15 protein-coding genes are annotated in these 13,304 nt (G+C 44.3%); 10 read left to right on the forward strand and 5 right to left on the reverse strand.

The window, feature by feature from the left end:
• A partial coding sequence (locus tag C2M32_RS06555; RefSeq protein WP_199886127.1) for a hypothetical protein occupies nucleotides 1–1,429 on the forward strand: 1,429 nt, incomplete at its 5' end.
• Nucleotides 1,416–1,955, forward strand: a complete 540-nt coding sequence (locus C2M32_RS06560) for a hypothetical protein (RefSeq protein ID WP_105167671.1) — start codon at nucleotides 1,416–1,418, stop codon at nucleotides 1,953–1,955. The genes C2M32_RS06555 and C2M32_RS06560, both read left to right, overlap by 14 nt.
• Here the strand turns inward: C2M32_RS06560 and C2M32_RS20985 are convergent.
• Entirely contained in the window at nucleotides 1,952–2,080 is a 129-nt protein-coding gene (locus C2M32_RS20985; RefSeq protein ID WP_267894519.1) for a hypothetical protein, read from the reverse strand. The genes C2M32_RS06560 and C2M32_RS20985 overlap by 4 nt on opposite strands.
• 64 nt (nucleotides 2,081–2,144) lie before the next feature.
• On the opposite strand from C2M32_RS20985, the gene C2M32_RS06565 reads away from it, so the two are divergent.
• The 3 genes from C2M32_RS06565 (at nucleotide 2,145) to C2M32_RS06575 (ending at nucleotide 4,155) form a co-directional block, all read left to right on the forward strand.
• A complete protein-coding gene (locus C2M32_RS06565; protein ID WP_105167672.1) occupies nucleotides 2,145–2,750 on the forward strand; it encodes a hypothetical protein in 606 nt (201 codons plus the stop codon).
• 272 nt (nucleotides 2,751–3,022) lie between these two features.
• Entirely contained in the window at nucleotides 3,023–3,493 is a 471-nt protein-coding gene (locus C2M32_RS06570) for a hypothetical protein (protein ID WP_158678153.1), read from the forward strand.
• Nucleotides 3,494–3,615: 122 nt separating this feature from the next.
• Entirely contained in the window at nucleotides 3,616–4,155 is a 540-nt protein-coding gene (locus C2M32_RS06575) for a hypothetical protein (protein WP_105167674.1), read from the forward strand.
• Here C2M32_RS06575 and C2M32_RS06580 read toward each other — a convergent pair.
• The 4 genes from C2M32_RS06580 to C2M32_RS06595 all read right to left on the reverse strand — a co-directional run bounded on the left by C2M32_RS06580 (nucleotide 4,152) and on the right by C2M32_RS06595 (nucleotide 7,669).
• Nucleotides 4,152–4,733, reverse strand: a complete 582-nt coding sequence (locus tag C2M32_RS06580) for a DUF4166 domain-containing protein (protein WP_105167675.1) — start codon at nucleotides 4,731–4,733, stop codon at nucleotides 4,152–4,154. The genes C2M32_RS06575 and C2M32_RS06580 overlap by 4 nt on opposite strands.
• 131 nt (nucleotides 4,734–4,864) lie before the next feature.
• Nucleotides 4,865–5,146, reverse strand: coding sequence for a hypothetical protein (locus C2M32_RS06585; protein WP_105167676.1), 282 nt, complete (start codon nucleotides 5,144–5,146; stop codon nucleotides 4,865–4,867).
• A gap of 246 nt (nucleotides 5,147–5,392) precedes the next feature.
• On the reverse strand, nucleotides 5,393–6,463 hold the full coding sequence (locus C2M32_RS06590; protein WP_105167677.1) for a ParB family protein: 1,071 nt from the start codon (nucleotides 6,461–6,463) through the stop codon (nucleotides 5,393–5,395).
• The gene (locus C2M32_RS06595; RefSeq protein WP_105167678.1) at nucleotides 6,464–7,669 is read right to left on the reverse strand and encodes a ParA family protein; all 1,206 of its coding nucleotides are present in this window, start codon (nucleotides 7,667–7,669) and stop codon (nucleotides 6,464–6,466) included. It abuts the gene before it with no gap.
• Between the two features lie 312 nt (nucleotides 7,670–7,981).
• Between C2M32_RS06595 and C2M32_RS06600 the strand changes: the two genes are divergently transcribed.
• The 5 genes from C2M32_RS06600 to C2M32_RS06620 form a co-directional block, all read left to right on the forward strand.
• On the forward strand, nucleotides 7,982–9,463 hold the full coding sequence (locus C2M32_RS06600) for a putative bifunctional diguanylate cyclase/phosphodiesterase (RefSeq protein ID WP_105167679.1): 1,482 nt from the start codon (nucleotides 7,982–7,984) through the stop codon (nucleotides 9,461–9,463).
• Nucleotides 9,460–10,014 carry a hypothetical protein gene (locus tag C2M32_RS06605; RefSeq protein ID WP_105167680.1) on the forward strand — a complete coding sequence of 185 codons (555 nt, stop codon included), beginning with the start codon at nucleotides 9,460–9,462 and terminating at the stop codon, nucleotides 10,012–10,014. Before C2M32_RS06600 ends, C2M32_RS06605 begins: the two co-directional genes overlap by 4 nt.
• Nucleotides 10,015–10,157: 143 nt before the next feature.
• A complete protein-coding gene (locus tag C2M32_RS06610; RefSeq protein WP_105167681.1) occupies nucleotides 10,158–11,786 on the forward strand; it encodes an Lcl domain-containing protein in 1,629 nt (542 codons plus the stop codon).
• Nucleotides 11,776–12,306 (forward strand): Lcl C-terminal domain-containing protein, encoded by a 531-nt coding sequence (locus C2M32_RS06615; protein WP_105167682.1) that lies wholly within the window; start codon nucleotides 11,776–11,778, stop codon nucleotides 12,304–12,306. Before C2M32_RS06610 ends, C2M32_RS06615 begins: the two co-directional genes overlap by 11 nt.
• 132 nt (nucleotides 12,307–12,438) lie before the next feature.
• Nucleotides 12,439–13,304: conjugal transfer protein TraG N-terminal domain-containing protein (locus tag C2M32_RS06620; protein WP_199886128.1), on the forward strand; the 866-nt coding region annotated here is incomplete at its 3' end.

Below are 13,304 nucleotides of genomic sequence, written 5' to 3' on the forward strand. Positions count from 1 at the left end.
AGCTGGCAGTGCAAGTCAAAATATGCACAGTGGCTCGCAGAGTTTAGCGGGAGCGGGTGCATTAGCCTCGTCATCGGGAAGTTCGATGGCAGGCACGGGTGTAGCTGACAGCGCAAGTACAGTAGAAAGCAAAAGTACATTGGGTGCTCAAACGTTAGCTAGCGGGCAGTCTGGTGAGCTAGAACTTCCTGACAATGAAGGGGGAGAAAATCCCATGGAAGCGTTGTCTGAAATGCTGCCGTCTACTGAGAAATTTGACAGTGAGCTTGCGTTGCCTCAGCAATCATCTATTGGTCACACTGCTGCGCAAACGACCCCAGATCACTTCGATGCAGGTGCCAGTACAAAACTCTCTACAATGCGTTCGCAATACAGTGGTGGTGTGCTTGAAAAAATCGATCGCTCTGGTTATACACTTGCAGACATCTTGGCCGTAAGTAGTGACATTTTCACACGAAATGGAAATTCAGAACTGGTATTAAAACCGGTTGTGTTAAGCGATGCAGTCTCAGTTGAGCCGGATTCTATGATACCTCAAGATGTGCTTGATCGAGTTCGGGCAAGGATCATGCTCAATGACCGAGCCAATGCTTACTTGGAGCTCTACCAAGCAACGGGTGAACCTCAGTTACTATTACAAGCACAAATAACCACGTATGCTGGCGCCATTGGCAGCATGGCTCTGGTGGGCAATATGTTTGCTAAGTATGCCGCAGGAGAAAAGTACAATATCTCACTCGATCAATTTTCCTTAGACATTCTCGATGGTGCATTTAAGGCGGTTGAAAAAGCAACCCATGAAGGTAAAACAGTGGGTGAACTGGACAGAAACTTCTTCCAAGAAGCCGATTTTCAGGTATGGTACGATAAAGGCATGGGTCACTTATTTCCAGGCAATATTCAGTTTGTCGATGCGGAACAGCATTCAAACCCAGAATTGGCAAAAATTTTGGCAAACTCGCCAGGCGCCGTGACTTCTCTCAACATGGGTAAAGAGTTTGTGTCATTGAATTCATACATTGAAGGGTTGGGGACTCGGCCTGCTGACTTTGCAGGAAAACCTGAGTATGAAATTATAGGTGGAGAGGATGATCGTTTTATCTCTGTGATAAATAAGTCGACTGGTAGTTTAGAAGTATTTTGGGATAATGATATTGAAACATCAGTAGAAGAGTGGCCCTTTCAGCAACAATTTCCTACGTGGAATAAAATGCCAGAGTCATTGAGAAACCCTGTTGGAATTTTTGATATACCTCAAATTGATAATGTTCCAAGAGCTGATAACGAAGAAGATTTAGCCCGTGGTAATGCAATAAGAGAATATTTGCAGGCAGGGAACCGGCATATTCCAGCATTTGTTTCTGGGGCTGATGGGGACAATAAGTACTTGAAAGAAATAAGAGAAGAGGTTGAAGATGGGTTGCGCTAAACACGGTATGTTGGCAAACATAAAATGGCTATGGCTATTTGGTGCAATGATTTCATCACAGGTATATGCACTGAGTAGTGAAAGAATTGCAGCAAGCCATGTGCTCAAAAGTCCGCTGTCAAGTTGGGTGAAGATCTTACCGCTTAATGGTGAGCATGTGATTCAGGCAACGCCAGAGTACCGATGGTCGTACAATAACCAATTCAATAATGTTTATTTGGATGCCAAGGGGCGCATAAATCCGCTGGATGAGCAGGAGCAGCCGCGCTCAGCGGGCCTATTGGGGTCAGCGCATGTCGAAAAGTTACATACCTACCAAATTACCAACTTTAACAAGTTATTAGCTAAATCTTTGGGTGAACCCGTGGCATATAAAGAAGTGCATACCCTGCGCGTTTTTAGCGAGTTTGGTTTTGCTTATGATCTGTCATTTTTCTCAAATAACAAGCAATTGAGTTATGTGATGGTATGCATCAACCACTGTGCCAACGTTCAGCCCAAAGTGTTGCAGGTATTCCCAGTTTAATAAGTGGAGTGGGTTTGCTCTGTATGAGCGGTATCCGTCTCTAATGAGAGTAATCCGCTGTAAGAAAACAACTCACCTAACAAAGGGAAACTAAAGCCCACATAAAAACGATAATCGTGAGTCATTTATCTCCGAACCAACGAAAGACTTTTTAGGCCTGTTTTATTTGCGCCCAGCAGGAGATCATTAATGTTTAAGAAACGCTATATTGCTATTGTTGGATTGGCAGGGCTGGTAACCATGTGTTACTGGCCGGCCGATTTGTCAGGTTGTGCTCAGTTTCAGGACACCTATATTCCTAGAACGCATTTGTTACAACCAGCTTCCCATCCAGCCATATCATCATCGAGTTATGATAAGCCTAGCAGCATGGGAATATGGCTAGACATTAATAGCGATCGTCAGTTTATTTCTTTATATGGCAAATATGCACGGGGGGGAGATGGCTTTCACTCAGAAGCTGTTGAAGCATACGCTACTTATGGTTCTGAAGGCTTAGTGCCTGAGCCTTATGCCGAAGGCTACTATAGACAGCACTATAGTTACCATGAAGGGCAAAGGACTAGAGATTGGTATCTAGTAAATGCCCCTCAGCCGCCAAATTCTAGTGAAAAAAAATGGGTTGTTGCATCTTGTTCAGAAGCTAGGGAGGGAAGTGCAAGCTGTACATACTGGAACCAGACACATAACATTAATTATGAAACTAGGGTTCGAAAACATCAGTTTGCTAAGCTGGATGATCTTCATCAAGCAATTAGTAAGCAGTTCGATGAATGGTCTGTATGTAAAAATTAGTTGAGCGTTAAGCTGCATTATCCCGTAAACGAAAACCGCTTAGCATCATAAGCGCAGGTAGCTGGCGCACCGACAGCTTAATATGTTCCCAATGGCCTGAATTATTAGGCCAATCATCAGAAAGTTTTGACAGTGAGCTTGCTTTGCCCAAACTCTCTGGGGGTAAGGATCGACGATGCAACCAATGAGCAAAGGTCTTCAGTTAATTCAAAAGTAAAATTTGGTACACTGGCAGGGTGGCAGTTTGCGGCGGGTGTTGATGTGAGGTACTAGTGAAACGAATTCGAGTCTACGATATGCAGTTTGATAAGCGAGGTTACTTGCACATTGAGACGAATTTTGCCTGTGACTTTGCCATGCTGGATGTATGTATGACCTGTGTGGGTATATTTATCATGCATAAGGGCAAGAAAATAGCGAGGGTGTGTGATTATACGATTGAAATGTTGACGTCAAACCCTGAGTTTGCCGTGCATAAGCACACCAAATATGGTGTGACTACGGGTTGGCAGCATCTCGATAAGTTTATCGCCTTTAAAAATGCTCGCTCTGATATCTATGTTGATGGTCAGCAAGTGGCGCATATGGACAGAGGTGGATTTGTAACTGATTGGCTGAAAGAGGTGATTCGTGCCAGAAAGCTTATCAAGAATGACCTGCACTACTATGAGATAGAATTTGACTCCGATACGTTGCCTGTTTTTGTGGCGATGTGTCTGCTGGCGATTGCAATTACCTATTAGTACGTTGTGCGTTCAGCGGTGATCTGCAGTATGTCGGGCAGGAAACCCAGCTATTCCAGCATTTGTTTCTGGGGCTGATGGGGATAATAAGTACTTGAAAGAAATAAGAGAAGAGGTTGAAGATGGGTGGCGCTAAACACGGTATGTTGGCAAACATAAAATGGCTATGGCTATTTGGTGCAATGATTTCATCACAGGTATATGCACTGAGTAGTGAAAGAATTGCAGCAAGCCATGTGCTCAAAAGTCCGCTGTCAAGTTGGGTGAAGATCTTACCGCTTAATGGTGAGCATGTGATTCAGGCAACGCCAGAGTACCGATGGTCGTACAATAACCAATTCAATAATGTTTATTTGGATGCCAAGGGGCGCATAAACCCGCTGGATGAGCAGGAGCAGCCGCGCTCAGCGGGCCTATTGGGGTTAGCGAATGTGCAAAAGTTACATACCTACCAAATTACCAACTATAACAAGTTATTAGCTAAATCTTTGGGTGAACCCGTGGCATATAAAGAAGTGCATACCCTGCGCGTTTTTAGCGAGTTTGGTTTTGCTTATGATCTGTCATTTTTCTCAAATAACAAGCAATTGAGTTATGTGATGGTATGCATCAACCACTGTGCCAACGTTCAGCCCAAAGTGTTGCAGGTATTCCCAGTTTAATAAGTGGAGTGGGTTTGCTCTGTATGAGCGGCATCCGTCTCTAATGAGAGTAATCCGCTGTAAGAAAACAACTCACCTAACAAAGGGAAACTAAAGCCCACATAAAAACGATAAAGGCCGTTTTCAATGGTTTTATAGGCTGTTGATTTGGGAAATAGCCAGCGTGGTAACGGTATTCCCCACAGGGTATATTTTTGACATTGCCAATACCAGCCAGCGTCTTGGATGTCGACGGTTAAATAGAGGGCCAATGGCCCTGTTGCTTCAATCCAGTAGCCGTCATTGTGGCTTCTAATCGGTTTAAATAAAGACTTCATCATAGGCTGATGGGCAAAACTGCGATCCCAATGTAGCCCTTGCGCGCTGTGCTTAATGTTGACTTGTAAATGACAACTATCTAGCTGTGGAATATTTAGTTTCGCGGCAATGCGTTTACCAAGCACCCCACCGAGCCCACGCCCAAATGTGATGTGTACCGTGCCTTTTAGCTTACCACCTTGGCGGTGTAACGTTTGTAGTTGTGGATGTAATAGAGAGAAACTCTCACCAAACCAGTCTGCCACGATATTGTGGTGCATTATATTGTATCCTGTGTTGTTTAGCGGTTGTCACATTGCAATTAAACGTGTTCTAAAAACGAACACGTGAGAAGGTATGACTCGGGGAGGGGCTTGTGCTGAGGCGACAGCCTTTTCTCCCTGTAGAGCTCCTAATCATCTACCAAGGTTATGATCATGGTCAGCATACACATCGCTACAAATACAGGCAACGTATCGGAGTCAAATTCTATCTCATAGTAGTGCAGGTCATTCTTGATAAGCTTTCTGGCACGAACGACCTCTTTCAGCCAATCAGTTACAAATCCACCTCTGTCCATATGCGCCACTTGCTGACCATCAACATAGATATCAGAGCGGGCATTTTTAAAGGCGATAAACTTATCGAGATGCTGCCAACCCGCAGTCACACCATATTTGGTGTGCTTATGCATGGCAAACTCACAGGCAAAATGCGTCTCAAGAATTTCGCTTATCCCTTCGCATATCGTAGACCCGAATATGTTTCACTAATACTTCCCTATACGCTGAGTCGATTTCCATATAGCTAGTTGATAAGAGCGTCAACTAGCTATGTATATTGACCATAGAACACATCATACAAAATCAACCCACTGGCGACACGCAACAGCTCGGAGATGCCATTCACCGTGTTGGTAGAACAAAGCCCACGCCGATGGTTAATCGTTATAATGCTGAGCTAAAATGGCCTGTACAGAGGCTTCAATTTCTTTGAGCACTTCTTTTTTGATGCGGCCGAATTCAAACGCGACTGCACGATTGGACTCTTTTTTTCTGGCAAACACATCTTTAGAATCGAATTGCCTTAATGTTGAGGTAACCACCGGGTTTTGTTTGGGTTTATCCGCTTTTAAAGCATCTTTTAGGGCCTGTGTGATCAACTCTTTATGTTCAATGACATCGATACTATTAAGCTCGGGAGCCAAAGTGGTTTTTAATTGCTCAATGGCAACATCAAGAGCATCGTTGTCATGATATTTGCCCATCACTTTGTGCAACAAATCGTAGTCGGCGATTGATAGCTCGCTGGCAATCGGATAAAGCTGAATCAAGCGTAAATCAATGCTGGCCGCTTTAAGGGCTCGGCTGACTTTCGCCTGGCTACACCCAAGTACTTTGGCAAGATCAGCTTGTTTAAGTGCTGGGTTATGCTTTTGCATGGCTAAACATTGCTGGCCAATCTCGAACAGGTTATGTTCTTTGGCTGATTGCAGCTGCTTTGCTAAGCCCTTGGCATCATCAAGTGTCAGCTCATCATGTGTGACCAGCACCTTATAACCGTCGGCCTTATGGAATAAAAACCACGCTCTTCGCCTAGAGCCATCTAGGATCTCTATTTTTCCATGACGGTAGCGCGCTACGGCGGGATGAAACTGTTGATACAACAGGGAATCTAGATCGGAGACGGAGTCTTCGTTTAATAGCGCTTGTTCACGGCCATTTACTTCAAAATTAACTTCGGTTTCATCTTGTAGTTGATGATAGCTGAGCGTCATTTCTGTAAAGGTTGCCGCGTTGCCAGAGGGGAGCGTCCATTTATTGCTGCGGCCCACCGAGTCGAGCCCAAAGTGTTGCTTAAGATAACCGCTGACATCTTCGCCGGAAAGTTCAACTTGCTCAGATAACTGCTTAAATAGACTTGGAATGCGCGACTGTGCCTCGCGTTTTTGCGCTGCATCTGAGCCAAAGGTATTGCCAAGGGGGTTTATCTCGCCTCGTCTTTTTGCCATTTATTTGTTCTCTCTTTGTTGTTTGGCCCACACTGCGGTGATGTCTCTAATTATCTGACTGGTGACTTCGAATGCATTTTGCTGCGCATTTTGAAAAGACGACTTTGCTTTGGGGTATTCACTTTTAGACATGTCAAACACAGTGCTCAATAGTGCAGAAGACTGCCTAATGGCTTCGCTGTGTCGGAACTCTTTAGAGTAAATGCGTTGTTCAAAATACTGCGTTAATTGGTTCATCAGCTCAGTGGTGGTGGCGCTGTCTCGATGATTGGTTAGCAAGATTTTCATAAAGTCATAACCACGGTGGCCTTCATTGGCTAATAGCGACCAAATCTTTGGAATATAACTAAAGTAAGAGCAGGTTGCGTCAATATCATTTTGCGTAACAGACAGTGGAAAGATCACACTGGTTGCTGCGTAATAGGCGTTATATGTGGCATATCCCAAAGAAGGTGGGGTATCGACAATAATAATATCAAACTCATCTTTGACCTCATCAATGATCTGATGGAGCAAAGTATAAGGTGAAGCCAGTGCATTATTGAACACCTGTTCGTGAAACCATCCTTCCAGCGCTCTGTCATACTGGGATGCAGGTAAAATGCGTAGGTTGGGGATGGTGGTATTCAAAAACGCTTCTGAGATGGCACCTTGCAGGGTCTCTCCTTCATCCAGTTCAAAGTTGCCCATCATTAGGTCACCCACAGAGAGGCAGCCTTCTTGTATGGCTTCGGTCGCATAGTACATTGATAGAGTAGATTGACCATCCATATCAATGAGGCCCACTCGATACTCTTGTGGAAATTCTGTCGCCAGCCCTGATGCGATGGTTGCTGCGGAGACGGTCTTGCCCACACCACCTTTTTGGTTTTGGATCACGATAACTTGTAAACTCTGGGCCGCGCTGCGATGAAACTTAGGCTCTTTGCGTAGCTCTTCAGGTAGCAGCTCTCTGATCTGGTAGATTTCTTCCAAATTCACTGACCAAACTGCGTCGTCGTGTCGACGTGGATCAATGTCTGTTTTTGAAACGTACTTGTCCAAGGTACGACTGTTGATAGCCAAATAGGCAGACGCTTCGGCGCGAGTAAAATTCCTTTGTTCTTTCTTATGATTGATCAACAAACGTTGGTTACGACGTTTAATTAATGCATCTGCGCTGTCTTTTAACGCCAAAAAGGCATTGGTAGTTTCTTCGGTGTCCATAAAAATCGCCTTATTATTTTAAAAAAAAGTATATACACCAAAAAAGAAGGTGTAAATGAAAAAATGGTGTATAAATTAAAAATCAATACTTGTAATGAGAATGACGGGATCATTGTGAAAGTAACTGAATTTTATAAGTAATAAGAGATGATAGGGCACGGCCAACGCACTTTTTTCGTTGTGCTTGGTATGACACCGTGTATGTCACACTCTCAACCTTGCTATTAACTGGTTAAATTTAGCCTGTTATCTCATTTTGCTTGTGGCTGATGGGGATACAATGAGGAGGTTTAGTGCAACGAGGATAGTACAGTGGATAATATCAACTTGATCTACTTTTTGATTGGCGGGCTATTGGCCGCAACTTTGTATCACACTGTCTTCAGTCGTGTGAAAACGGCAAAGAATCGCACTCAGTTAGATGTGTTTTATCGTCACAATTTAGCGAAGAAAAAACTGCAAGAGAGAAGCTCGCGTCGTAAAAAAGATGCGGTGACAGGGTTTATTTCCCGAGAGCGGTTTTTAGACAACCTACATGCGCATATCCATAGTAAATCGCAGTCATTGACCGGCGTCATTGCACTGGATCTGAATGACTTTTATAAAGTGAATGAAAGTTATGGTTATAGCGTTGGTGACAGGGTGTTAGGTCTCACCGGCGAGCGATTATTGACGGTTTTGGTCACTGAAAAGGTTTTTGCTTCACGAGACGAAGCCAAACAAGCCATCACACGTATTGATGGTGATACGTTTATTATGTATGTCCCTGTGCATGAACATGAAGAGGAGCTGGAGCAGTTGGCCTGCCGCTTCTTTAATGTCATCAGTGAGGAGTATCAGGTTAAAGAAGCCAGCGTTTATCTCAATAGTGCCATCGGTATTGCGATGCACCCTCTCGATGCTGAAACACCCGAAGAACTGATTATCTGTGCCGAAAAGGCGACAAACTATTGTTCCAAAAATAGGCTGCAAAGAGCCGTTGTGTACGGCGATCATCCCGACGACTTCTATGAAGGCATTTTGATGATAGAAAACAGCATTCGAAATGCGTTGGAGCGGGGGGAATTTTTATTACATTATCAGCCGATTGTCTCCGTGAATGATGAAATCGTAGCAGCGGAAGCATTGATCCGATGGCGAAAAGATGGGGTGGTTATTGGCCCATCAACCTTTATTCCCGTTGCCGAACGGACAGGACTGATCTGTGATATTGGTTACTGGGTACTTGAGCAAGGCTGCCGTCAGGTTAAGCAGTGGATAGATCAAGGACTGTTACCAGAGCATTTTATTATTTCTGTTAATGCCAGTACTAACCAGTTTTCTAACAACAACTTTAATGCCGTGGTGCAACAGGTGTTAGAAAAAACAGGATTAAAACCACAAAACCTGCAAATTGAGATCACCGAAACGTCATTTGCGCAAAGTTTGAGTATTAAAGAGCAAATTGAGCGCATTGTTAGCAGTGGCATTCGTGTGGTGTTGGATGATTTTGGCATGGGTTATTCATCATTGAGTTATTTGAGCCAGTACAGCGTGTCAGGCATAAAAATAGACCGAAAGTTTATCGTTGATATGTGTACCTCCGATAAGTCAGAAATGTTGGTCAAAGCATTTGCCGCTATCGCACAATCAATGCAGTTGGATCTGGTTGCTGAGGGGATTGAAACCCAAGAGCAATACGATCAGGTAAAGCGTTTTGGCGTGAATAAAATACAGGGTTTTTTGAAATACAAGCCCGTTGATGCCGATGGATTTGTAAAACTATTTTCACCTAATCAGAGGAAGGTAAGTTGAGTAATTTAACTAAAAATGCGTTGTCACTGGGCATGGTGCTGAGCGCGCTGGTATTTGGATTTAATGCGCAGGCTAATACTGCACACCGCAGCTCATGCGATGCTGGGGCGAGTTATTTTTCTTCAAAGGTACTGCCTTCTAGTACTGGCTACAGTGCGGGGTGTGAGTTGTATCTCACAGAAATGTTCTCCGCTGCATTACTTTATAAAAGATCTGATGAGGGAGCTGCGCAGTACAACGGCAGTATCAACAAGTTCTTTCGCTGGAACAAACACGCCGATGTGATTGTTCAGTATGAGCGCCAAGAAACCAAGTTACGTGGCAAAAAGGTAGAACATACTAATGCGTTGGGTGTGGGCTATCGCATCCACTATCAGTCGTGGGATGTCAGTGCAACCGCGCAAGTGAGGAAAATGCAGTCTGAGGGCGTAAGCATAGGTTTAAGTACCATATTGACGTATAAACTATCCAATAACTTTACTATCAACTTAAAGGCGCTGGGCTCGGATAACGATCAAAATGCGGGCTTGAGTATCGGCTACCGTTTTTAATCTCTATGGCCAACCAATACAGCCTATATTTAAACTGTTGGTTGGCTCATTTAGTTAACTCGAAAAAATAGCCGAGTTAATAATCTATTCTCAAATTTTGTTCGCATATTATAAAACCCTCAGTCATTATATGTGTGTGAACTATGTTTAAGAAATCTATACTCCTGTGTGTAATAGGTGCTTTACTCACAGGGTGTTCATCTCCAGAAGATGAGAAATCATCAGGCCAAGATAACACCTCCAATCAGGACAATAACTCTAATAACGAGTCTCAACCTATCCCTGTTGCATCGTTAATAAGTAATAGCAATTTCACTGAGCCTAAAAATGGCAATGCTGCTTTTGATATGCAGGTACGTTTAGATGCAAGTTACAACGAAGAACTCATACTGAATTATTCTGTCACGGCCATCACCGCCGATAATCGTGATGTCAAAGAAGTCACTGACGGTAAACTGACCTTTCCGGCTGGCAGTAAGCAAGCAAATATTGAGGTCACCGTTTTTGGTGATGAGTTTGATGAAAATGATGAAACATTCCAAATCGAGTTACTGCCTTCAAATAATATTAAGTTAGGCAAAATTTCGAAGGCCCTCGTGACAATAGTCGATGAAGATGACACACCGACGGTACGCTTTAAAAATTACGATGGTGAGTTGGCCCAAGCGGCGGAAGGCTCTGGCCGTTTTGTGATCCCCGTTGAGCTAGATACCTTGTCACAAAGACAGGTGACGATACCATTTGGTATTTCAGGGTTAGCCACCTTAGAACAAGACTTCAGCTATCAACCAGCAATTAATGAACTGGTGTTACCTCCAGAAACAAAGTCGGCATTCATTGAACTGGACCTACTACCCGATAGCCTACCAGAGGGCGGCGAAACCATTATCGTGACCTTGCAGGAAAGCCAAAATGCGGCGCTGCCACAAGACGGAAAGAGCTACACGATTTTGATCCCCGGCGATGTATCATTGAACGATACGGGCATAGTGAGTCATTTTGCTGGCGGGAACACATATGAAGAAACTGCGAACAGTGATTACCCTAAGCAGGATGCTCAATTTGGTAAAGATGCGGGGACTCACGTTGACTTTGACGGCGTTGCCGCCTTTAGTTTTACCAAACTCGATCACTCAGGGAATCCGTTACCAAGTAATAGTGATAGCTGGCGCTGTATTAAAGATAACAACACTGGGTTGGTATGGGAGCGCAAGGCCACTGCCCATGAATTGCCAGAAGTGCGTGATGAAGAATTAAAAGAACTGTTACAAGGTAATCCTGACTTATATGAGTGGGCGAATCTTAACTATAACAGCGCTAACTATCGTTACACTTGGTATAACCCAGATGATAGCGCCAATGGTGGCTCTGTGGGCACAAAAGGCGAACAATTTGTGAATATGAATACACCTATTTCTGAAATGTGCGCCTTTCCTAACGACAGACAGGCTTCTTATATAGGCAACACAGCACGCGAATGTTCAACACAGGCTTATGTTAACGCCTACAATGAGCTGGCCATTTGTGGATTTAAAAATTGGAAACTGCCAACCATCGAAAAACTGCGTTCTTTAAGTGACTATGAAACGGGCGAATTAGATCAGCGCTTTTTCCCAAATATGGCAAGCGGAACATACCTTTCCAGCTCGGCCTCAGCCGATGGGACAGGTGCCGTATGGTGCTTAAATACACAAAACAATCGTGTGCAATTGTGCAATAAGCAGATCTACAACCACGTGATGTTAGTGAGGGAAGAAAACAATGAAAACTAAACTATTTGGCACGGTAGGTGTCACGATTGCCATGTTGCTTGGCAGTAGCAATGCTGTGGCACAGATCTGTAAAGACAACATTCATGCCTCTAACTTGGCTGGGCAGTATCTAGATAATGAAGATGGCACTGTGACCGATGTGATCAATGGTTTGATCTGGCAGAAGTGTTCAATAGGTCAAACCTATCAAGCACAAAGTAATGACTGTTTAGGCAATCCCACGAACTTAGCTACCTGGCAACAAGCCTTACAGGCAGCGAGTAATACGGACGCACAGTGGCGCTTACCCAATATTAAAGAGTTGGGAACTTTGGTCGAGCGCAAGTGTTTTGACCCTGCCATTAATCTATCGGTCTTTCCAAGTACGCCATCTGCGGTGTATTGGTCTAATACGCCGGATAAAAACTTAATTCACCAGCGTGAGGGAACTGAAGGCCGATTAATTGACTTCAGTACGGGCGGCGAGTTTATGGAAGACGTTAATGCCTATCGCTTCGCACGTTTAATTAAAACCTTGTAATTCAATTCAACTTATCTTCGTCATGAGGGGCAGGTGTCAGCCCCTTTTTACAATACAGCAGTGCCTTTGCTGAGCGTATCGTAGGTGCTGTGTCATTGATGCTTAAAGAGTCTGCCTTGAGGATGTACCGACATGTTTGAGATTTACACATTTGGTGATGCCGCCCTGATGAAGTCGGTATTGGACGCGGTGGTGATGGTGCTGAGTGCCGGAGGCCTAGGCGCCGGTAAAGGGATTGGTATCGCCTTCACTATCGGTCTGTTAGTGGCGGGCGTGGGTACCTTAAGCAGCAAAAACTTTTCCGCGTTTCATCGTTTTATCGGCGCGTTTATGATTTGGTATTTCATGGTTGGCTTTACCTATGGCAGTACGGATGGGACCAAAGTCGATGCGGTGATCATTTCCTCCAGTGGCCAGACCGAAGTGGTCTCTGATGCGCCGCCAGGGATATTATGGGTGTTCTCGACCGCCTCGGTGCTAGGCAGAGAGCTCAATGATTTATTTAATACCGCATTTAGCTTACCGAATAACTTAGCGGGAAATTACCAAAGTACCCGCGACCCATATCAAGCGTTGATCAAGTTCAGAGAAATGAAATTCTCCAGCAACATCAGCAATTACGATGGTATGCGTAGAACGCTGGCGCATTGGTATCAAGAGTGTGCCAATACGGGAGCAGAGTCGCAAAATCAAAGCATTGATATCTCATCGCTACAATTTGATAAAAGTGAGTTTTTAAATGGTCTGCGACGGGGCAATCAAAATGCCTTAACGACCAAGGTATATAGCGATAATGTGACGGGGGCCGATGCGCTGAATAGCTATGATGCCCCATTTAGCACCGAAAACCCGGCGATGATGAGCTGTGCGAACGCGCAAACGCATATTTTAAGTGCGTTGGATGCGCCAGAATTTGAGTTAGCGCTACAGCGTAACGTGGAGGTGCTCAACAAAATCAACCTCACCTCGGTGGTCAGTGCGATGCAGTTGATGACCAG

The sequence above is a fragment of the Pseudoalteromonas sp. T1lg23B genome (assembly GCF_002964665.1).
GTDB lineage: Bacteria > Pseudomonadota > Gammaproteobacteria > Enterobacterales > Alteromonadaceae > Pseudoalteromonas.